General features: G+C 49.8%; 20 protein-coding genes and 1 tRNA gene. 1 reads left to right on the top strand and 20 read right to left on the bottom strand.

What is annotated here, in order from left to right:
- Window positions 1–23: 23 nt before the first annotated feature.
- Complete coding sequence (locus TURPA_RS01480; protein ID WP_014801511.1) at window positions 24–989, top strand: IS30 family transposase; 966 nt, start codon at window positions 24–26, stop codon at window positions 987–989.
- Here TURPA_RS01480 and TURPA_RS01475 read toward each other — a convergent pair.
- From TURPA_RS01475 to TURPA_RS01380, 20 genes are all read right to left on the bottom strand, one after another.
- Window positions 950–1,351 carry a type II toxin-antitoxin system VapC family toxin gene (locus tag TURPA_RS01475; RefSeq protein ID WP_014801510.1) on the bottom strand — a complete coding sequence of 134 codons (402 nt, stop codon included), beginning with the start codon at window positions 1,349–1,351 and terminating at the stop codon, window positions 950–952. The two genes, TURPA_RS01480 and TURPA_RS01475, sit on opposite strands and share 40 nt — an antisense overlap.
- On the bottom strand, window positions 1,333–1,599 hold the full coding sequence (locus TURPA_RS01470) for a hypothetical protein (protein WP_014801509.1): 267 nt from the start codon (window positions 1,597–1,599) through the stop codon (window positions 1,333–1,335). Before TURPA_RS01470 ends, TURPA_RS01475 begins: the two co-directional genes overlap by 19 nt.
- Window positions 1,600–1,802: 203 nt before the next feature.
- Window positions 1,803–1,874 (bottom strand) — tRNA-Gln (locus tag TURPA_RS01465).
- Between the two features lie 10 nt (window positions 1,875–1,884).
- Complete coding sequence (locus tag TURPA_RS01460) at window positions 1,885–2,910, bottom strand: 4-(cytidine 5'-diphospho)-2-C-methyl-D-erythritol kinase (RefSeq protein WP_157210355.1); 1,026 nt, start codon at window positions 2,908–2,910, stop codon at window positions 1,885–1,887.
- Window positions 2,911–2,932: 22 nt separating this feature from the next.
- Window positions 2,933–3,244, bottom strand: coding sequence for an AtpZ/AtpI family protein (locus TURPA_RS01455; RefSeq protein WP_014801507.1), 312 nt, complete (start codon window positions 3,242–3,244; stop codon window positions 2,933–2,935).
- A gap of 64 nt (window positions 3,245–3,308) precedes the next feature.
- The gene (locus TURPA_RS01450; RefSeq protein ID WP_014801506.1) at window positions 3,309–4,070 is read right to left on the bottom strand and encodes a hypothetical protein; all 762 of its coding nucleotides are present in this window, start codon (window positions 4,068–4,070) and stop codon (window positions 3,309–3,311) included.
- 16 nt (window positions 4,071–4,086) lie between these two features.
- Window positions 4,087–5,391: a glycosyltransferase gene (locus tag TURPA_RS01445; protein ID WP_014801505.1), complete on the bottom strand. Its 1,305-nt coding sequence runs from the start codon at window positions 5,389–5,391 to the stop codon at window positions 4,087–4,089.
- A 103-nt stretch (window positions 5,392–5,494) separates the two neighbouring features.
- The gene (gene asnB, locus TURPA_RS01440; RefSeq protein ID WP_014801504.1) at window positions 5,495–7,531 is read right to left on the bottom strand and encodes an asparagine synthase (glutamine-hydrolyzing); all 2,037 of its coding nucleotides are present in this window, start codon (window positions 7,529–7,531) and stop codon (window positions 5,495–5,497) included.
- A 30-nt stretch (window positions 7,532–7,561) separates the two neighbouring features.
- Window positions 7,562–8,191, bottom strand: coding sequence for an acyltransferase (locus TURPA_RS01435; protein ID WP_014801503.1), 630 nt, complete (start codon window positions 8,189–8,191; stop codon window positions 7,562–7,564).
- A complete protein-coding gene (locus TURPA_RS01430) occupies window positions 8,188–9,564 on the bottom strand; it encodes a glycosyltransferase family protein (RefSeq protein ID WP_014801502.1) in 1,377 nt (458 codons plus the stop codon). The genes TURPA_RS01435 and TURPA_RS01430 overlap by 4 nt, the downstream gene beginning before the upstream one ends.
- Window positions 9,551–10,876: a hypothetical protein gene (locus TURPA_RS01425; protein WP_157210354.1), complete on the bottom strand. Its 1,326-nt coding sequence runs from the start codon at window positions 10,874–10,876 to the stop codon at window positions 9,551–9,553. Before TURPA_RS01425 ends, TURPA_RS01430 begins: the two co-directional genes overlap by 14 nt.
- A gap of 30 nt (window positions 10,877–10,906) precedes the next feature.
- Entirely contained in the window at window positions 10,907–12,016 is a 1,110-nt protein-coding gene (locus TURPA_RS01420) for a hypothetical protein (RefSeq protein ID WP_157210353.1), read from the bottom strand.
- A 184-nt stretch (window positions 12,017–12,200) separates the two neighbouring features.
- On the bottom strand, window positions 12,201–13,253 hold the full coding sequence (locus TURPA_RS01415; RefSeq protein WP_014801499.1) for an NAD-dependent epimerase/dehydratase family protein: 1,053 nt from the start codon (window positions 13,251–13,253) through the stop codon (window positions 12,201–12,203).
- 6 nt (window positions 13,254–13,259) lie between these two features.
- Entirely contained in the window at window positions 13,260–14,216 is a 957-nt protein-coding gene (locus tag TURPA_RS01410; RefSeq protein ID WP_014801498.1) for an NAD-dependent epimerase/dehydratase family protein, read from the bottom strand.
- Between the two features lie 45 nt (window positions 14,217–14,261).
- A complete protein-coding gene (asnB, locus tag TURPA_RS01405; protein WP_014801497.1) occupies window positions 14,262–16,187 on the bottom strand; it encodes an asparagine synthase (glutamine-hydrolyzing) in 1,926 nt (641 codons plus the stop codon).
- A gap of 7 nt (window positions 16,188–16,194) precedes the next feature.
- A complete protein-coding gene (locus tag TURPA_RS01400) occupies window positions 16,195–17,496 on the bottom strand; it encodes a hypothetical protein (protein WP_014801496.1) in 1,302 nt (433 codons plus the stop codon).
- Window positions 17,497–17,514: 18 nt separating this feature from the next.
- Window positions 17,515–18,753 (bottom strand): glycosyltransferase, encoded by a 1,239-nt coding sequence (locus TURPA_RS01395; protein ID WP_014801495.1) that lies wholly within the window; start codon window positions 18,751–18,753, stop codon window positions 17,515–17,517.
- 19 nt (window positions 18,754–18,772) lie between these two features.
- Complete coding sequence (locus TURPA_RS01390; protein ID WP_014801494.1) at window positions 18,773–20,077, bottom strand: ABC transporter ATP-binding protein; 1,305 nt, start codon at window positions 20,075–20,077, stop codon at window positions 18,773–18,775.
- Between the two features lie 7 nt (window positions 20,078–20,084).
- Window positions 20,085–20,957 (bottom strand): ABC transporter permease, encoded by an 873-nt coding sequence (locus TURPA_RS01385; protein ID WP_014801493.1) that lies wholly within the window; start codon window positions 20,955–20,957, stop codon window positions 20,085–20,087.
- Window positions 20,958–20,992: 35 nt separating this feature from the next.
- Complete coding sequence (locus tag TURPA_RS01380) at window positions 20,993–22,087, bottom strand: DegT/DnrJ/EryC1/StrS family aminotransferase (protein ID WP_014801492.1); 1,095 nt, start codon at window positions 22,085–22,087, stop codon at window positions 20,993–20,995.
- Between the last annotated feature and the right edge of the window lie 19 nt (window positions 22,088–22,106).

Genomic DNA, 22,106 nt, shown 5'->3' with positions numbered 1-22,106 from the left:
AAAAACGACCACGGAGCCCCCGGATGCGACCCTACGTTCAACTATCAAATGATGAAAGACTGCGTATAGAAGAAAGCCTTGCTGAGGGCCTCAAGGCCAGCCAAATCGCCAGAAATCTTAAGCGACACCCGAGCACTATTTTTCGAGAGATTCGGCGTAATTCAATGCCACGACATTACAGCGCGCGGTGCGCCAGAGACGAGGCGCGAAAGCGCCAGACTAATACCAACGCCGCGAAGGTTACACCAGAGCTTTGGTCAGAGATCGGAGCATCGCTCAAGTCGACGCTGTCACCAGAACAGATCGCAGGCCGCATGCGCCTAGAACGTTTCGACGGTGTCTGCATGCAGACGATTTACAATCATGTGCGCAAGAAATCCGGCACATCGAATTTTTATCGCCTGTGCCTGCGCCGCAAAGGCAAACCATACAAGCGCAAAGTGAGGATTGAGGCTGAAAACAAAGGGTTTTTTCGCATTCACGACCTGCCAGCCGAAGCTTTGACGCGACGCAAACCCGGCTACTGGGAGGGCGATTTGGTCGAGGGTAAAATGGGCACCGGGCAGATTGCAACTTTCGTCGAAAGGCATTCGCGTTACTTGCTCGCGGCGAAACTGGAGCGCAAATTGGTGACACAGTTTAACGCTGCAGCGCGCGACCTATTCGCCGACATCGATAACGAACGGCTGCGGGGTATCATTTACGATCGGGGCACCGAGATGAGTGGCTACCGCGACCTGCAGCAAGTGCTGAACTGCGGCATCTACTTTTGTGACCCCGGCTCGCCATGGCAGAGAGGTACGAACGAAAACACGAACGGCCTGCTGCGCGAGTCTTTTCCCAAAGGCACAGATTTTCGGCGCATCGACCAGGAACAGGTTGACGCAGCGCTTAAATTACTAAATAACCGACCACGCAAGCGGCTGAATTACCGAACCCCGGCCGAGGTCTACTTTCGCAGCCCTATCGCACTTCGTTTTGGAATGTAAGCAATGGCTTCAAAATGGCGTAAATTAAGCGTTGCAACCGGCAGGTCGTGTTCGAGAGCCGTCGCTGCGATCCAAATATCTTCGTGATCAAGTGTCTTGCCCCGCTCTCTGAGTGCAGAGTAGATTTCAGCAGCCCGGTCTGCGATGGCGGGTGTCAAATCGATCATCTGGCATGCTTCAAAAAATCGCAACCTTTGCTCTCGGTGTTTCGCAGATTTTACGCCGCACAGCAGCTCGTAGCGTACTATAGAAGGGATACAAATATTTCCTTCTTCGAAGGACTCTGCAATGAAACTGACTTCTGGCGCGCCTCGAAAGAATTCGATCAGTATTGATGTGTCGGCTACGAATTTGTGTGCCATTGTTTTCGACGTTCGCGCAAATTGCTGAGTTCGTCTACAGCTTCTGCTGAGCTCAGGGACCCAAAAAGTTCACCCGCAATTTGCCTGCGTTTTCGCCGCTCGTTCAAATGACGTGCCCGATCTTTTCGCTTCAGGTAGCTTTCAACTGCCTCTGCGACTATGCCCGAAAAACCCTTCTGGTGATTTTCGGCCGCCTCAATATTCAGCTTTCGCCAGATATCATCGGGAATCTGGATCGTCGTCTTCATAGGGCCATATTACCATCTATATGGCTATAAGGCCAGAAAAAAGCCCACAAAAAAACCGCCGAAGGCGGTTTTCAGGTCATATGGTTTGCCCCGTCGCATGCCGTGCGTCGCAGGCCTCGGCGCTTGGCTATGCCAAACGCCTGCTAAAGCGCTTCGCTGCCTGCGTCGCACTAGGAAGGCATGCTTTGGAGGCAAACCTATTGCTGGGCCGGAAGGGGTCGAACCTTCGCATGGCGGAATCAAAATCCGCTGCCTTACCACTTGGCTACGGCCCAATAGCTTTTTCTACGGCGGGCGTAAGCCCGCCGTAGAAAAAGTAAATACACGCCAGTCGCGGCCGAGGCGTGCGCGAAGCACACCCGAATACGCTGCCAGCATCGTTTGCGAAACCGGTGTTTCTGTGGCGGCAAATAGCGCTGCCCCTGAACCTGACATTCCGACTACAAAACCCGAACCGAAGAACTGGTTCACCGTTCGGGCAATCGCCACCTTTGCCTGCGCCAGCAACCGGCTTTCATTCGGGAAAACCGCTGCCGCAGCCCGGTCAAAATCGTTTTGCACGAATTTCACACCAAAGACGACCTCGTCCGAATAGGGAATTTCGCTGAGGCGTAAAGCCAATTTAGATGCGGCAGATTCGCCGCCTGTCGCCTCGGCGGTGGGCAATGGCAGGCTTCGCACGTGCGCGAACATGCGTTCTGTCGAAAAGCCGAATGGCGGTACGCAGAGAAATCCCCCTATGTTATTGATTTCGAGTGCCGCAAGTTCGTGGCCAATGCCGTTGAGCATCGCTGCCCGAGCCTCAAGGCCGTAGCGCCAAAAATAGGGTACGTCGGCCCCGAGCTGTGTGGTTTCTTTGAGAAATAAGTCGGATTGCAAAGCCTCATTAATCTGCGCGCTTTTGTCGGGCGCCGCGGCTTTTGCCACGAGGCATAGCGCCTGAATCAGCGCAGCCGCATCTGACGAAGCGCCGCCCAGCCCTGAAGGCGAGGGAATACGTTTATCGACCGTGACCGCAACGCGCGGCAATTCTAAATCCGCATGGTCGCGCAGCCTCTCTCGCACCAGAGCTATGGTTTTCCATAGCAAGGGGTTCTTGAGCGCCCCCAGAGACAGCAGCCGGCGTTTGGGCGTAGGTTCGCCAATCGGCCAGATATGTTGAACGCGGTCGGCCGCTGAGAGCCTCACTTCGATGCGGTCGAACAGCGACACGGGCACAAACAACGATTCGAGGCGGTGGTAGCCGTTGGCAAACCGGCCGGTGATGCGAAGGCCGAGATTAATCTTCGCCGGGGCAAAAACAGTATGCATCAGGTGCTGCTGCGCCATGCATCTATTCGTCGTCAGCTTCGCCGAGTTTCTTCGCGACAAAAATCAGCCGGTAGAGCGCAATGCTGAAACCGACGCAGATGCCCACGAGTACGAGCCAAGGTTTGGTGCCGAACCTTGCGTCGAGCCATTGCCCACCCCAGACAAAACCAAAAAAGATTGCGGCAAATTCGGCGCCGAGCCAGGTGTAGCGCATCGCATTCGAGCGATTTTGCGACTCGTCGGTCGACTCGGTTTGTTTCTTATTCGAAGAGCGTAACTTTTTTTCGCGCTCTTTGAGCTCGGCAATTTCGCGGCGAAAGCGCTCTTCGTCCATTAGAACAGTATAGATGCTCGGATCAAGCGGACAAGGCGAAAGAGGCTGAGCGGTATGGTGTCTGCTATTTTTTTAGCCAGCTATACGCGCAGTTCAAAATCCGGCTGTTGTCAGGAAAGATCTTATGGATAACAGCACCTGCGTGACCGTATTTTCTGCGAATATCCGCGTAGCTATGACGGTAGGCGAGGTGACGAATGCTGGTATTGGAATTTAGCAACGTTGTGAACAAGCGTTCGATGATGAAGGCGATGAAAGAGAAGTCATTACCGTGGTCTGCAATCGAGTGCAACTTTTGTTTTTCCGCTTCGCCCAACCCGCTCCTGAGTATATTCACCAAGGGTTGAACGAAATCCATATAGGTATCCCAGAATCTGCGGTTGCCTACCCAGTAATTGCAGTAGAGTGCTGTCGAGCTGTCATGGATCTCTTTCGCCAGTTGGTTGGGGTAGCCCGCTGCCCTGAAAATGCCCTGTGCCAGCTCAAGAATTCCTGGATGATAAAATTCACCCTGCAGCCAAAGGTTGCAGAAGAATTTCACCTGCAAAGGAAAAGGATTGATGAAATAAACGTCATAGCCAGGATTTGCCTCAATGAAATTCAAAAACTTATCGCCCGACAGGCGGGTTTTGGCGCCAAACTTCCAGGAAACGTAACCTACGTGCGCGTCGGGCAGGATCTTGCCCGATGCATATTCCTTTTCAAAAATGTAATATTCGGCAAACTCGCGATTGGGGTTTTCAGTATTGTCAAAGGGGACAAATGCCTTTTCCAGCGTGGGCAGTTGAGCCGGGTCATAGTAAATTTGCGAAATTCTGATATCCATGCGCAGACTACTGTTTTCAGGGCTTGCTTAGTCTCTCATAGATTAAGCGGTGCGATCGTGCTATACTAGCTGCCTCAAAATGATTCAGGGCATACTTGCGGGAGCGCTGCGAATATGCAGACCATTGCTTCACCAGGCCGCCTAACTGCCGATGCAATGATTTCACGTCGCCTATATTATAGGCTATTCCCAATCTATGGTCTCTAACTATTGCAGCAGCAGCTTTGGCTGTATGGTTGACCAAAATCGGCAGGCCGGCTGCCAGGTATTCGCCCGTTTTTGAACCGAGTACAATTTCCTGCAAGTGCCGCGGGCCGCGGTTAGCAGAATCGTGGTAGCTGAATACTCCAAAGTCTGCCTGTGAAAGGGCCGCAGCGGTTTCCCTGGCGTTGTAGGTCCGCATAAACCGGCAATTAGCCATGAGCTCATTTCTTCTGTCAGGAAAATGCGTCAGCACTTCTCGATCAATACTCTCTCTGCTTGCCGGAGAGATAACCAGCAGGCTGGCTTTCCTGAACTTGCGGCGCACTTGCCCAAATAAGGCAAACAATGACGCAGTACTATGCCAGCTACTGCCACCCAGATCTCCGCAATACGCGAGTACCGGCGCGGCAATCTTAAGTCTCCTCATTCGCGCATTGGCGATCTTTACTGAAGGTGTGAATACGTCCGAATCAACACTGGTGAAAATCGTCTGAACTTTGTCGACAGGTAGTGAGAAATGTTCGCGTACGTATTCAGAAAACGGCTCGCTGACGGTGATGATACTGGCTGAGCAGGCATACGTGGTGCGCTCCGCCCTTTTCCATTGCCGGTGCCACCAGCTGCCCTCTCTGAGGAAACCCAGCTGCAGCAGTTCATCGACGTAGAGTCCGCGTGTATCGAACACGAGCGGGACCTTCAAACGAAGCAATTTTTTCGCGGCCGCCGCCACAATGGCGCCAGTATATGCCCTGGCATGGATGAGATGGATTTCTTGACGCCTGCAGATATTGGTGATCTGTTTCAGCCAGAAGAAGAATGCTGCGATGAATAGCGGGTGCAGCACTATTGCCATGTAGCGTGCCCGCACTGGCAGCCAATAGTAGACAACTTTTACGTGGATTCCTGCTTTTTCCAAGCGATCAATCTTTTCGTGCAGGATTTGCGCCTGCGCGCGATGCCGTTTCTTCCAGAAGACTGGCATAGCGCAGAGAAAAGAGTATGAAACCTGGGGAAAAACGCGGCGCGTCGTAATCAGCTGGTTAATGACCTGGTTTTCCAAAATGCCGCTGGTGAGCAGGTCCTCTCCCCAGGTCAGGTAGAGCACATTTTTTTTCATGGACACCTATATTTTTCAGGAAGACTGGATGCAGTGGAACATGTTTCGAAAAATTTACCGAGCGAGCGCGTATTAGAAATCAAGAGAATGTTACCGCATTGGTCTAAATCTGGGCGCTAAATATTCGTAGCCAATCACTGAATGACAAGATGCGCCAAATGAGAAAAGAAAAACTTGCCCTACCAGAGATTTGTTGTTCCAGTAATTCTTGAATCGACGGGTCAATCAGCCCATCGCTGGTTTCGACTGCCACCTTCAGACGCTTTCTAAACTCGTAGGGGGCGTCTTGCCGAACCCAGATTTCTTCAGGCGTGGCGAAGCCGAGTTTTGAATTGCGGGAATAAATCTTCTCGGGCAATACATTCTTGAGCCCTTCGCGGAGGACAAACTTGGTCCGACCATTATAGATCTTATAGTCATCGGGTAATGAATATACATGTTCGACAAGTCTGTAGTCGAGAAAGGGTACGCGCGACTCGACAGAATGTGCCATCGAGTCGCGGTCTTCGTAATGCAGCAGCATCTGCAGATTCGAACCCGTGAGCTGCGAAAGGCTCAGGTCGCGAATCGACCTGCTCGTGGTTATACCCAGCTGCCGGGGCAGATCGTATGCATCAAAACCCAGTCTTTCCATATGAAGCCAGTCTGGCGCCAGTTTTACGCCGCGTAGATGCTTCTTCAGGTACGAGCGGACAGGCATGGGCAGTAACGTATTGGCGGCAAACCAGGATAGCCGCCCCATATTGACCCCATGAATCTGGTGAAGGGCCTTCGCTTCTTGCGCGAGTTTCAGCCAGCGAAAGCTACGCACGAGGCTTGCGAGCCACGGCATAAAGTACGAGGCGTAACCCCCCAGCTGTTCATCGGCCCCTTGCCCATCGAGCATCACTTTGACGCGGTGCTTGTGCGCCAGCGCAAAAACGTTCCACTGTGCGAAAATACTCGTCGAACCGTACGGTTGATCCTGGTGCCAAAGAATTTTGTCAGAGATTCGAAATAGATCCTTCAGTTGTGGATAAATATAGTGCCCTTTGACCCCGGTATGCTTTACGACGACTTCAATGAATTCGCGTTCGTCAAATGCCTTTTCTTTGGCGCAGGCCGAGAATGTTTTCTGCAGGGCATGTGCCCCTTGTTCTTTCAGCAATTCATTCATGACACAGACTATTGCCGAAGAATCCATGCCACCAGAAAGGCATGAACCTACCGGCACATCGGCTCTTAGTCGCAAACGTACCGAATCTTTTAGCAGTTCGTGAAACTGTGCGGCTGCATCATTAAAGCTACCTCGGAATTTCTTCTCTGCAGGGAAAATATACCATTTAGAGGTGTCAATTCTGGGGTTGTTGCCGAGTAAAGCCTCCCGCTTTCCGTAGAAAAAGCTGCCTGGGCTAAACTGAAACACGTTCTCAAAAAAAGTTTCGTCAGTATGTTCATGAATGCCATAGACCAGAAAATCATAGCCGCGCCGCCTGTTCAGTTTGCTCTGCCAGCCCTCGAGCACCGTAAACTGTTTGATCTCGCTCGCGAATGCGAGGGCATCGCCAGAGCTGTAGTAGTAGAGTGGCTTTACGCCAAAACGGTCACGCGCCGCGAAAACATGATCGTTGCGCAGGTCATAGATCACAAAGGCGAACATACCATTGAATTTTGAGAGACAGGCGATTCCCCATTCATCGTATGCTTGAAGTATGACTTCAGTGTCACTGTGCGAGACGAATCGGCGGCCGCGCGCTTCTAGCTCGTTGCGCAGTTCAATGTGGTTATAGACTTCGCCGTTGTAGACAATTGCCAGGCGGTTATCAAATGTCATCGGCTGGTGACCCGCCGGGGAGGTGTCGACGATCGATAAGCGGCGGTGCCCCAACGCAGCGATTATCTGGCCTTCGCCTTTCTTCGCCGTCGAAAGGCTATTTGCGGTTAGCCGTGCATCAGGCAAGTAGGGATATTTTTTCTTCTGGCTCGCTGAGCGGCACGCGGCCGGAGTATCTTTGCCCGCGAAAAAAGAAATCTTACCGGTTGCTGAGACAGTCGCATAACCTTCGTCGTCAGGTCCGCGGTGGCGGATGACGTCTGTCATGGCGATGAACTCATCGCTCCGGAAATTGTTCTTGGAGAAGATCGCGGATATGCCACACATGTGTATTTCGTTGTCTCTTAAATAATTGTCCTATTCTTCCGCGCGGTTTTGGAGTTCCCTCAGCCTGATTTGCGCAATTCTCAGCAGTCGGGGATCAAGGTTTTGGCTGCAACAAGGCTGTAGATATGACTCCGGGCCGGTCGAAAGGTCGAGCATAGATTGGCCACAGGCGCAAATCTTGCTGATAGGCTTTGCTGGAAAGCCTGTGACCAGCGTAAACTCTTCAATTGACTTGGTGATAACAGCGCCTGCCCCTGCCATAGCGAACATTCCGATCGTCACTCCGCAGCGCACAATCGCCCCGGCCCCAAGCGAGGCCCCGGTATCGAGGATCGTCGGTGTGATTTCCCAATTGCGATTGCCTGCCCTTGGGCGTTGATCATTTGTGAATATCACGTGGGGGCCAACAAAACACCAATCGGCAATACTTACACCCTTGTAGATACTAACACCATTCTGTATGCGAGTATTTTCGCCTATAGTAGTGTCGACATCAACGTAGACATCCCTTGCAATGGATACACCTGGTTTAAGGTGTGCGCCTTTGCGAACGTGACAGAAATGCCAGACCTTTACGGCCGCGTCGAGTTTGGCACCATCCTCAACAATAGCAGTTGGATGGACAAAAGGAGGATCTTCAATTATTCCTTGGTTGGTCATTTCTTCTTGCTCCTGCGCACAGGCAGTAGGGATTTGTTGCCAAGGGTCTCCCGCACGATGCGTATCAATTCTTTTGCATTGGCCTCGGCATTGAGAGCCCGTGCCGTCTTCTCGGCATTGAGTCTGAATTTTTCGATATCTGCCGTGGTTAAGGCGTTAAGGCAGCTGGCCATATCCCGTGCCTCAAAAGAATCACTGACGACGCCCAGTTGATACTGCCGGACAATTTTTGCCATCTCAGTGATGGGGCCAATCGCCAGGGCGTTGCGCGCCTGGATTGCCTCAAAGAACTTGTTCGGCAGTGAAAAGCGATTGTTGAAGTTTACCGGCGGCGTCATGATTATCTGAATATCATACTTACTGATCGTAGGTACGATTTCTTTCAGGGGTACGGGCTTGACGAAGCGAATTTGCTCGAATCCTGCGTTACGGTTCACTTCTGCGGCCAGGGCCTTTAGTTGGTTCACGTAGTGAGTGTCATTGAATACCAACATCAAATCCAGCGTATAGCGGTCCTTGTCCTGCAATGCACCCATAGTCGCGATCATACCTTCAATATTTCGCGATCTGTCGGCAAGGCCGTGATGGATGATCTTTACGGGTCTTGCTGTTCTACGGCGCCGTATGGCATAATACGGCGATGCATTTGTAATGAGATCAATGGAAACGGAGGGGTACAACCTCTTGTATTCAGCCAGTATGCCATCGCAAACCGTGATCATCTTGTAGACCTTGGGGATGTAGGTGTTGCAGATATGCTGGATCATCGCCTTGTTGACCAGGCGCCACGTAAGGCTTTCTTCTGCCTCACCCAGTGAAAATTCATGGGCGTCATAGATGATCTTGCCAGCAAGCCCGAATTCCACCGCACTGGGGAGGCAATCGATTTCATTGACAAGAATAACGTCCACCGGTGTCTGTTGCAGAATCTCTTTCAGGCGCAACGGCAGCTTGTTGGAGAAATAAAATTTCCTGAACCGTTCCGGACTTCTTATCAGAAACCTGACTTTGGCAGCCATAAAGATACGGTAAACCGTGCGCAGAACCGCGAAAAGTGTTCGCAGCAGAATATTCCGGGAGTTCTTGAGGGCGACTATCCGCTGGCGCATCCCTCGCGGGCTCGCAGCCGTGCCGGAGTTGAAGATGTTGTCTGAGTTGTAAGTCTGGTGTTGGCTGTCTATGACGATGTGCTGGATTCTGGAGCTGAAATCCTTGTGCCGGGCACTGAGATTTGTCACCGTAACAAGGTCAAATGTATCCTGCAGCGCAATAACCTGTCGATAGACACGTGGATCTTTGTAAAGATCTGAACTGGCCAGGATCATCACCCTGGGACGTCGGTCTCGCTTTTTCTGGAGGTTACCTTGTTTCATGTATATCGCTGTATATGCCAGCAGCCTTCAACCGGGCAATATAATCCTTTTTATCATTCATGAACAGCGCGGCGAGCGAGTATTTGTGCGCGATAGACCCAATTATGGAATATAGTTTCTGCTCTCGAATCACGCAGCCATTAATATAACTGTACTGCTCAGGGTTATAGTACCATTCGGGGGGTGTAGCCTTATTAATTATTTTGGTGAATTTTTGCGCAACATGTACATCTGTGGCTTTCCTGGCTACAAAACGCTGCATTGCTTCTCCGCGTTTGGCTATAGCGCCTGCGGAGAGACGCAAGATCCGCTTTAACTCAGTTTCGAGATTTTCGGGGTCTATATACCAGGCAGGAGGTATTTCCTCCGCCGGAATTCCCGCGAAAACGAAGCGTTTGTCGTAAATACCAATGACAGCTGGTTTTCCCAGCCATCCTGCCTCGGTGGGAAAAACCGGGAGTACGATATCGCTGTACAGCTGGTCGATGACGATGTCACAATCGCTTATGGCAGCCATCACTTCCTGATTCGTCTTGTTACGGATCTCTGTGAATTCTAGCCTGATGCCCGGTATTCTGATGCGTTGAATTACCTCCCGAATGCGGTCGCTCCCCTTGAGTTCCGGCGCGGATGGGGCATGAAGTATCGTGATGGTGCGCCTGCCCTTTGCTTTCTTTTGCTTCGCGGGAGGAGTGCTTCTGTGCGCGTTTGCGGTGTTAACCGGGCACAAAATAAAGGACCGGTCCACGACAGGGCGCGTGAAATACGCAGATATCGCGCGATCACAGACTACAGTTGCTCCCGTGGCCTCCAGTGTCTGAATATCCCGTTTCTTTGCGCGGTTGAGGGCGACAATTTCCTCGACAGGCAGATTCTGGTATGTTCCATCCATAAATGGGGGACGCGCATCTGACCCTTGCATCAGGAAAATGACCCTCTTGCCGATGCGAACGAGAAACCGGGCCCCGAAGTACCGCAATCTTTCCAGCGATGGAGTAATGGGAGTGAAAAACGTAGAGCCAAAGCCGAAAATGAATACTTCATAGCGCATAGAAGCATACAAGAAGAATAGCAGCTGCACAAGCAGCCGGGCGATGGTTATGGGGACACCCACGAACCCGCTGTCATACCGTTTGCGCAGTTCCAGCAGCTGGATTATGGTGCGTGAAAGAAGCGGCCTTTTCCGATTTGCGTAACCAAATGGATGTGCGCGAAATTCATAGAAGTTGCAGGTGTGGCCCAGTTGTCTGAAACCTCTCTCCAGGGCGCCGTGGTAGCCAGCGATTTCTATGAAGCCTATGAGTATACGCACGGGTCTGTACAAGAAATTGTCGCCCAGCAATTAAACGCTGCTCGGAAGCAAAGATGTAAGTTTTCTCAGTAGTTGCCCTAATCTTGCTTTTGCCCGCACGTATACTGGTATCAGAAAATACTGGATCTTAGCCACGCCAACCCGCATACTATTCTGGATGGTTGTGCGTGCAGGCGCGTTTTGGTTATTGTTCACGCTCCTGATATCAGCGATAATTCGCTGTGCGTGATGCTTGTAGTAAAGCTGAGGTTCGTTCAAAATCGCAGTCTTACAATCTGTGATCATTTTAAGAACGCGGTCCTTTTGACACATGAAGTCATGGACTTCTTGGAAGTTTGAGGCATCTGCTTTGAGCGGAATATAATGGATCCAGGGTTTTAGAACTCCGGAATAATCTCCTTCAACCAGAATTTGGCAGCTTTCCAAAATGGCCGCTTCAATATTTCGCGGCGACAGCGCCGTAAAACTATACTTGCCAATTTGGTCCTGTAGAAAGAGGGCTTCAATTTCAGGATATTGCGCCTCGGGGCGAACGGAGATGTATGCGCGTATCTGCCGCTGCAAATCGCCGGTTGAATCCAATATGCTACTGCCGCTGTTCGCGCCCAGAGTGAATTTGCAGTTCTCAATAAATTCATACCATTCATTATTGTGGAAAGTGCCGTGATCACCGACGACAATGTCTGCATTAAGATTAAATCGCCTAGCATGATCCTGCACCAGTTGCCCTATTCGCCATTTGTTTTCGCCAATCCAACCGAAATAAGGAGGTAATTTCTTTGCTCTATAGCCGATATCGATTTCTCTAGAATCAAACGGCTTGGGCTTTCGTTTCAGAAGAGCATCGCTGATGTAGCCTGTGAAAGCGGGAAAGATTTTGCCTTTTTGGGAATATTGTGGATACAGCACTCTCGCATGATCTGGCAAAACAGAATATACGATATTCACTTGCCAATCACAAAGCCATCGATCCAACAGAGCGCTGCAATCATATTCATCCTGCGGTAGTGCTATCTTCACAGCATTTCGTTTTGCCAAAAAGCGGTAATCTCGGAGAAATTTCTCGAAAACGCTTGGCTCACCCCAACGCAATCCTAAAACCGTAACATCAAGCACTATTGCATCAAATTGTATCTTCATTAGAATATTTGGTTTGTGCAACAATACGTTGTGAAACAAATATCTGTTTTCAGGTGCTTTTTTCCTCAGCGCAAAAATATGCTGTCGGAGGAACGCGGGCACATTCTTTCCAACTCCCAAATGGTAAAGGACGAGGACTCTTAGCGGACGGAAGCTCACTATTCAAACACCGATTCAGGCGTGGCTATTTGAGTAGATGCGACATGAAGTACGCGTGCTGGGCAATTGAGGATTCTATTCTTGAACGGTTTTGCACCGTCCAGTCGATGGTTTTCTGTATGCCTTCACGTATTTCTGTCTGGGCAGAAAAACCAAGCAACCTGTCGGCCTTTTCAGTGGACGCAAACCGCCTCCCTGATCGGTCCCAGTCTCTTGGCGGGAGCAGCGTTACAGGTGTCGGATTGTCAGTGAGTTCGTTGATTAGGTTCGCCAAATCTCGGATTTTGGTTTCGCGACCAGATCCTAGGTTGTAGACTTCACCGGCACTGCCGTAGACCGCGCAGCGAAACAAACCTTCGGCCATGTCTTCAACGAAAATAAAGTCGCGGCTTGTTTCCCCCCCATTATCAAGCGTCAGGGGCATTTTCTGGAGAGCGCGCCAGACGAATGTGGGTATCACGTTTCGCCATACAGTGTGGAGGGTACCACGCCATCTACCGGCACCTAGAATTTCTCGTGGTCCGTAAACATTCTGAAACCGTGCTTTGACGAATGGAAGTTTGTATCGAAGGTAGTAGTAGTTTCCATAGAATTCGCCGATTATTTTTGAGATCGAGTATGGACTGTCGTGAAAAAGGGATATTGGCGCGTTTTCTTCCGTGGGTTTTGCATCGTCGTAGGTCTTTTCCGCGACTGCGCAGCCCGCAGCCGCATAGACCACTTTCTGGAGATTGGGAAAATCCTTGAGATGGTCAAAGAGTTTGAGCGATGTCAGCGTGTTGTTGTGGTGGTCGGCGATCGGGTCGGCGATTGACGATTGGTTGCCGTGGTAGCAAGCGAGGTGGAAAACGTATTCTATATCGTGCGGAATCTTGGCCAAGATTCTGTCATCCGCAATGGAGCCAAAAACAAACTGCACGTTCTCGTTATCTGGGACATTGTCGATATGGGATGACAACAGGTTATCGACGATTATCACCGACCGGGGCTCTTCGCGCAATAGCCTGAGGCATAGGTTCGAGCCAACGAAACCGGCGCCTCCGACGATCAATATCTTCTTGTCCTTGAGGTCTGCCATTGTATATCAGTGCTTTTTATCTTCCACTTTCAAATGTGTGAACGTTTGGGTGATTCCATGTGTCTTGTACCAGTCAATAGCTTTTTGGATGCCCGTTTCTAGTGATGTCTTTGGCGTCCAGTCAAAGTCCTTATTTGTTTTACTCGGGTCGATTAGAATCGTGAAGACATCATCTTCACCGCGGGCACGCAATTCAACGGGTGTCTCTGGACTCATGCCTAATGCCTTCAGAGTCGCGTCAAAGAGTTCCTTTACTGAATAGTCTTTGCCGGTGGAGATGTGGTAGTAGCCGCGGGTGCCCGCACCGTCCACTGCCTTGATTACGCAATCTACGAGATCGTCAACGAAGATGAAATCGCGACGCGTATCCATGACAAAGCAGCCCTTGTTGCTCGTGAGCCGGTGATAGAACGTCGGCAGCGGGCCGCTGAGATTGCGCGGGCCATATGAATTCGCGAGGCGGAAGGAAATGAAGTCAAGTCCACTAAGCTCGATATATTGTTCGCCGCCAGTCTTGCTGATAGCATAACTACTGCCGCCTGGTGACTTGCCTGAAAATAGCGGATGATTAAGCGTAATTGGTTGCTCAATAGGATGCAGACCATAGCACAGAGAAGTTTGAAAATAAATAACCCGCTTCACACCCGTGCGCTTCGCAGCCTTCACAACATTAACAGTGCCAAGCTCGTTAGTCAGCACATCCTCTTCCCAATTTTCCGGGTCCTTATATGCAGCTGCTGCATGAACCACTATGTCTGGTTTGAAATCGTCGAACAGCCTATCAACCAGGACCTTGTCGGCAATGGTGCCTTCGGTAATTTGTAGCCCAACCTGTGCGGTAAGGTTATCGCGGCGGCCCGTGGCATAGTTGTCAATCACCAGGACCTGGTCCTTGCGCGCGAGTAATCTTTCAGCGATGTGAGACCCGATATGTCCCGAACCACCTGTAATTAGTACTTTCATAGTTAGCTCCTTCCCTTGCTTTTTGACATTCTCTAATTATGAGACCTATGATAAACCAGAAACCAGCTTGCGGTATTCGGGTGCCTTGTCGATAAACTCCTGGTGCCAGACTTCCAAGGACAGCAGGCCCCAGAGTTTGCGACTGAATTGCGATTCATTCTGCAGGTTTTGCAGTATCAGGTCGCTGTTGAACAAAGAACGCTGGCGGGCCTTTTGTTCACTAAATATATCTTTCACGTACGAATTGAGCTCGTTGGCAAACCACCGGTTAATAGGTACCGGAAAACCCATTTTATTCTTACGATTCTTGATGGATGGCGGCAGGTACTCGTCAACCGCCATGCTATAGATGCGCTTTAGCGTTCCGTCCTTGAACTTGATGTCCGCTGGAATCGTTGCTGCCAGTTCAACCAGCTTGTGATCCAACAATGGCACACGCGATTCGAGGCCATGGGCCATGCTCATTCTGTCTTCAACCTGTAGCAGGGCAGGTAAAAGCGTCTTGAAGTCGAAATGGGTCATGCTGTCAAAATACGCCTCTTTCTGGACATTGGAACTTAAGAATACTCTCTGAAAGCTCTCAAATGGTGAATATTCCCCTAGTTCTGACCATTGGATCTCGTCTTTGAGAGTCGGTGCCCGATTGATAAGATGGTAGTAGCGTTTATCCAGTGAGTCAAACATGCCTTGGCTGAAAAATTCTTTCAGCATGGGCTTGTAGTTTCGCAGATTGACCAGGTTTGGTATGATTGATTCATAGGTGACGACGAAATTGCCCTGGCTGAGGGTGCCGTCAATTGCCCCTTTAATACATTGCTCGAAGTAACCTATCAGGTAGCGGACATAACCTCCAAAAATTTCGTCTCCGCCTTGGCCACCGAGCACGACCTTCCGGTGTTTCGCTGCGAGTGCGGAAACCATATACTGCGGAAAAGAGCCAGGACCGGCGACGGGGGAGTCGAGATGATAAATGATGTTTCTGAAATTGTCAGAAAAATCCATATAGTCGATATCGATCTCATGCAATTCGATCCCGAATTGGTTGCAGGCATCGCGCGCGTACTGCGATTCGTCGAACTCTGCGCCATAGCCGGCAAACTTGCCGGTAAACCCCTTGAAATCTGGCGAAACTCCGCCGAGGCCTACAGCAATGGCTGCGATTGAGGTTGAGTCCACACCACCGCTGACATATGCGCCCACGGGCACATCGCTACGGCAATGCAGCTTAATGGACTCATGCAATAGTTCCTTTGTGCGTTCAGCAAAGTAGTGAGCCGTATGGTCAAAGTCAATATGGTAGTATACTTCCCAGTACTTGTGGATCAATAACTGCCCGTTTCTGACTGTCAATGAATGGGCGGGCTGTAAGATCTGTACGTCTTTGAAAAGGGTTTTTGAGTCGAGACAAAACTGAAAGGTGAGGTAATCCTTGAGGCCGTGCGCATCTGCCTCAAGCGATGGTAAAAAGGGCAGTAGTGCCTTTGCCTCTGAGGCAAAGTACATTTTACCTTCGACGATCGTATAGTAGAAAGGCTTAATTCCGAAGCGATCCCGCGCGCAAAAAAGTTCCTGCCTGTTGTGATCCCAAATGGCAAAGGCGAACATTCCGCGCAGTCGGTCAAGGCAACCGGCACCCCACTTTTCATACGCGCGCAGCAACACTTCAGTGTCTGAATGTGTGCGAAACTTGTCGGCACCGAGTTCTTGGCGCAGTTCGGGAAAATTATAAATTTCGCCGTTGAAGGTGATAGAGAAGCCGTTCTCGGTATGCATGGGCTGCTGGCCTGTTTCGAGATCGATAATGCTCAACCGCGTGTGGGCGAGACCGACATTCTCACGTGGATTAACCCAGATACCCTGTCCGTCAGGGCCACGGTGGCGGAGCAGGTCATTTATCACAGAAAGACGCCGCTCCAGCGCAGGGATACGGATTGATGGATCGATGCTAACGATGCCGGCTATGCTGCACATATTGTCGCTATTTTTTGATCATGCCAAGTAATCTACACTTCAACATAGTATTTTTCAGGAGGCGTACCAGCAGAACCAGCTTCGGCAGTTTTTCTTTAATACGAAGCTTGAGCCAATGCCCTTGATTCCTGCCTGCCAATCGTGTCGCTGGCAATCTTAAGACTCTCTGCTTCAGCGATGAGTGTATCTGCAGCGTTTTTTCAATGAATTGCACGAAATACGCGTAGGTCAGCTGTGGATTATTCAGGATTTCATGCGCACATTTTTCGTTTATGTCTTTAATCATTTTTGCGTCTCTGACGAGCGAAACTTGAGTTAATACATCTGAATAATCTTTCTTGATGGGGATATAGTGCCGCCATGGCCTTAATAATTCATTATATCGGCCTTCAACCAAAAATTGAGTCGTGTTGGTCATCATAGCTTCAAAATGTCGGGGCGAAATGGTGAGCAGGTTAAGTGAATTGTCTAAACCAGGAAAGCAGGCTGCTTCAACCTCTGTGAAGGTGGCATTTGGTGCACAACCCAGATAACTTTGAACTCGCGCCCTAATGCTGCCATCATGATCAAGCATGCTAACCCCGCTTTCACAGCCAAGGGTGCCTTTGCATTGTAAGAGAAACTCAAACCAAGCCTTGCCCAAAAAGGTAGCCTCTGGTGCAAATGAAATATCGACTTTTAAGCCTAGCTGCGCGCTTATGGCTAAGACATGTTCGCCCACACCAGTTTTATGCAAACCGTGCAGTCCAAAATTGAAATCCGCACGATATGCTCTATATCCGAAATCAAGAGGGCGATTGTTGCTTTGGCGTGCCTTGTTTTGCCAATGCGCCGTTGAATGTTCATCTATATATCCGGTCAAGACCGTGGCGATGGCGATGGATCGTTTAGTTAGTAACTCACCATAAATACGAGGCCAGTCATTCGGGTCGGGCGCAACGGTAAAAATATGTGAGATATGAAGTTCTGAAATTAATCGATTAATTCGCGTATTATTTATGAACTCGTCTTGTGGCAAAATGGCTTTTGGGCAATTAAACAATTTCAGAGTTTCGAGCTTGTTCAGGCAATTTACGAGTATCGAATCATCCGTAGACCAGCGAATGGCGCTCAAGAGAGTTGTATGAAAGATAACGTATTGAATATGAAGCTTCTGCACTAATTTTGTTGGGAAAGGGAAGTAGAGATTTATGTATACGGGCTGCACTAAGGCAAATTGTCGAAAACAATGCAGGTGTTTTTCGATCGTGTCTCGCAGCGGCTTGCCATCCGCCTGGTAGTACAAAATTAAAGATACGTTAGTTGCCATGATTGAGAATGCTTGGGTTTAGCCTTTTTGTTTTACTGCGGATTTTTTTATCGCATTCTCAAGTAATGCTTTGATTTTGGGGGTTTCAAGCCTCCAGTTAAAGTGGCGGGCAGCTTTTTGTGCATTTTTCTTTAGTCTTTGGCATTCCACGACGGATTGCGAGAGATGTCGAATCAGCTTTGCAAGATTGTCTGAATCAAGGGGATCAATTTCGATGCCGTTCATATATTCGCTACATATTCGGCCTATTTCGACAAGTTTAGGATCGTAAAGCACGGGCAAGCCTGCGGCAACGCACTGAAAAAAGCCATTAGGCAAGGCCTGGCGTAGATTTTCGTGGACTACGTAATATGGCATAAAGCCCAAATTAGCATCAGCTATGAAGTCAGTCACCATTTCTGGCGCAAGCGGGGGCAAGAAATGGATGCGTGAAGTAGCCCCTCTTGCCTGAATAGTTCTGGCATGCTCTTGGTAGCCGTCTCCAATAAACGCCAAATGAAGATTCGACCTATCAATGGCCATCATGGCTTCCATAATCGGCCAAACGGCTCTGCCTTCTACTGGTCGGCAGATGCTAACTATAAGAAAATCATGCTTCTTTAGCCGTAGCAATTTGCGAATCGTCACGCGATTGCGCTTAGGCAAGTATTGTGTATTAGGAATAACGACCGGGGTGCGTTGAAAAGTCTTTGTGTAAAGTTCGCCGACACCATCGCTAACTGTTACGAAACCCGCTGAGTACTTTATTAACAGGCGCTCTAGGATATGCAATGGTTGCCACCATTTCTGTTGATGTAAAGCGATATAGAAATCATGCGCATCATACACATAAGGTATATTGGCAGTCATTCGGCGCCAGAGGATTATGATGCCGAATTCGAGCGAATGGAGATAGTATAAATCGGCTGGCGGCAGGGTTCGCCGGATAGTACGTGCATTGCGGAACAAATCGACTAAAGTACGAAACCAAACCACAACACCGATAACCCTCAGCATTTGCTTCACCCCCAGCCAAGTCAGTATCCGTTTCGCAGTTCTCCAAGTGAACTCTAAAAGGGTTGATTTTCGGGTATTGTTTGCAAGAGCTTTCGTGGCAGCGGGCAGTGTGGGCAATTCGGAAATTGGATAGGCGCGAACGTTTTGGGTATCCCAGACAAGAGATTGGTAACCAAGCTCATGAATCGATCGTGCGATTTTCAGCGTCCGGCTATCCTTGTATAGCGGTAATGGTGTTATGCTGATAACTGTTTTTGGCATATGCGTGTGCTTGACGCCACTACGGTCGGCCCTCGGTGAAGCTCTTTTGGCGTTGCAGGTCCCATTGTAGCGTTGGGCGAATAACGCCACCATAATTGCCATTGTAATCTCTTCGCCGTCGCCCATCATCGTATGTTGTGAAACGCAGGTCAATGGGGACACGAAACGCAAAATTTTGCCAAAAAGAATTGAATACATTTATCCTGATTCGATATTCGGTACTGTTCAAGATGCCGGCCGGTATCGTTACCAATATAGAGTACCGACCGGGTTCCAAGAAAGCATCCTCATAATCCTCATAATTCTGACTCAGGGTTGAAAATATCTCTTGCTCGTCATTTGTCAGGAGCAATAATGCAATAAGCGGGCGGGTCTTATTCCTAAGAATGTCCAGCTCCAATCGGACAACCAAGTCACTATTTATCGAGAAGGTATCCGCTATTTGGAATGATCCTGATACGTGCATTTTTCGAATCCGTATGCATCCGTCACCCGGAGCTTTGTCTTCATCCCACTGTACTGAAGATGACGGGCCGGCAGATGTGTCGTTATACTGGAAATATTCACTCAATGCCTCTGGTAGAGTGCCAAATTTCTGGGTGCGACCGGCATGGATATGCAGACCTACAGTGCACATTTGCTTGAGAGCACCAATATTATGACTAACAAACAACACTGTCCGGCCTTTCCGCCCCACTTCCTGCATTTTTCCCAGGCATTTCTTTTGGAATTGTACATCCCCTACAGCCAGTACCTCATCTACTATTAGTATCTCTGACTCAAGATGAGCCGCAACAGCAAAGGCCAGACGCACATACATTCCACTGGAATAGCGCTTGACCGGTGTGTCAATGAACTGCTCAACTTCCGCAAAATCGACGATTTCGTCAAACTTACGGTCGATTTCACGCCGGGTCATGCCGAGTATTGCGCCATTCAGGTATACATTTTCACGGCCGGTCAGTTCGGGGTGAAAACCTGTGCCGACTTCGAGCAGACTCGCAATGCGTCCCCGAACTTTGAGCGAACCTGTGGTTGGTGCAGTAATACGTGACAAGATCTTGAGCAGGGTTGATTTTCCAGCGCCATTCCGGCCGATAATCCCGACGATGTCACCCTGCCGTACTTCAAAAGAAACGTCTTTTAACGCCCAGAAGAGCTCATCTTTGGTGTGGTGAACTTTTTCACCGATGCGGCGGTTGGGATCCTCTTTGCTTCTCAGACGTGCCCAAAAACTCTGCAGGTCTTTGTGTAACGAGCCAGTTGAGATGTTGCCCAGACGGTAAGATTTGGAAAGATTTTCGACTTTGATGACTGTGCTCATGGAGAATCTAAATTGTATCAATAAAGCTCTTTTCTGTTCTGCTGAACAAGAAAAGTCCAAGCAATAGGATCACCATCGTTGTCGAAAGACTGACCAGCAAATTATTGCCCAGCGCGGGTTGAAGATTCGTGCCATCAGCGCCGCCAAAAAGCACGAAACGGAAATTCGTCACCACTTGAGCCACTGGGTTCAGATGCACAAATATTCGATATTTTTCCGGCACCTGCGAAATCGGGTAGATGATAGGTGTTGCGTACATCCAAAGTTGCACTCCGAAGCCGACCAGGTAGTTGAGGTCGCGGTACTTAGTTGTCAGCGACGAAATGAAAATACCGGTCCCCAGCCCCAGTAGCGCTATTTGCAGCACGAGCAGTGGCAAGACCACCAAGAGCCAAGGAGATGGCCGAATCAACTGGCCACTAAACCAAAAATAGACATAAATCCCCGAAAGCAGCATTAGCTGAATCGCGAGCTTAATCAGCTTAGACAGCACGACCGAGATGGGTATCGAAAGACGCGGAAAATACACTTTGCCGAAAATTCCCTGGTTATCGAGAAACGTGCTCGAGGTTGAGGTAAGACACTCAGAGAAATAGTTCCATAGCACCAGTCCAGCCAGGTAGAATAGCAGTGGTGGCACTCCGTCGGTGGGTATCGACGCCAGACGGCTAAAAACCACGGTGAAGATGAGAGTGGTGAATAATGGCTGTATTAGGTACCATAGTGGCCCCAAAATCGTCTGCTTATAAAAGGCAACAAAATCACGCCGGACAAAGAGGTAGATTAGGTCGCGGTATTTCCACAACTCACGCCAGTTTATGCTGAACCACGACCTTTCGGCGCGAATTACGGTATCCCACTGCTCGTTGGTTTCAGACATCGGTGCCTATCTGTGAAATTCGTGGCTCAATCTTCTTAGCTAACAGCGGCAGCGACCGCAGTCACAATCGTGTCCTGATCTTTTTCGCTCAAGTATGGATGCATTGGCAGGCTAATGACCTGTTCCGCAATGCGCTCTGCAATAGGAAAGCTACCCTTGGGTTGGTTCAGATAACCGAAGACTGGTTGCAAGTTGAGCGGAATAGGGTAGTGAACAGCGGTAGGGACTCCCTTATCCTGCAGTTTTTTCGCAACTGATTCGCGATCGTTCACGAGGACTGTGTACTGTGCGTAGACACTCGTGTTGTGAGCCTCGATGAATGGGGTCTTAATACCCTTGGCGGCCAGGAGTTCTGAGTAGCGCTTGCCGATTTTGGCCCGCAGCTCAACCTCTTCTGGAAATATCGCCAGCTTGGGTAACATGATGGCGGCTTGCAGTGTGTCCATTCTGCCGTTGAGTCCTATGATCGGGTGGTGGTAGCGACGGTCCTGGCCGTGCAGGCGAATGTAGCCCATTACCTTCGCGAGTTCGTCGTCGTTGGTGAAAACAGCGCCGCCATCGCCATAGCAACCGAGTGGTTTAGAGGGAAAGAAGCTGGTGCTGCCAATAGTGCTGAGATTACAGGATTTTTTCCCTTTGTAAGTCGCGCCGAAGCTTTGCGCGGCGTCTTCAATGACCGGCAGATTGTGCTTCGCTGCAATTGCATTGATCGCATCAAAATCAGCGCACTGGCCATAGAGACTCACCGGCATGATTGCCTTGGTCTTCTTGGTTATCGCGGCCTCAATCTTGCTCGGGTCCATATTGTAGGTTTTTTCGTCGATATCGACGAACACTGGTTTTGCTCCGATCAATGCAATCATCTCGCCTGTTGCGATGAAGGTAAAGGGCGTCGTAATCACCTCGTCACCTGCCTTAACCCCGAGCGCCATAAGGGCAATAAGCAGTGCGTCCGTACCGTTTGCCACTGTCAGGCAGTGCTTTGACCCCGTGTACTGGGCCAGTTGTGTCTCCAGCTCTTTAATTTCTGGCCCCATGATATACTGGCCATGGGCGAGTACTTTGGCTATGTTCGCATCAATTTCCTTTTTGATGCGCGCCTGTTGTGATTTGAGATCAATAAATTCCATTTTCATACTCCCTTTCTTT

The sequence above is a fragment of the Turneriella parva DSM 21527 genome (assembly GCF_000266885.1).
Lineage (GTDB): Bacteria > Spirochaetota > Leptospiria > Turneriellales > Turneriellaceae > Turneriella > Turneriella parva.
The sequence above is the reverse complement of the archived record's forward strand: the minus strand, read 5'-3'. Positions and strand labels throughout refer to the sequence as shown.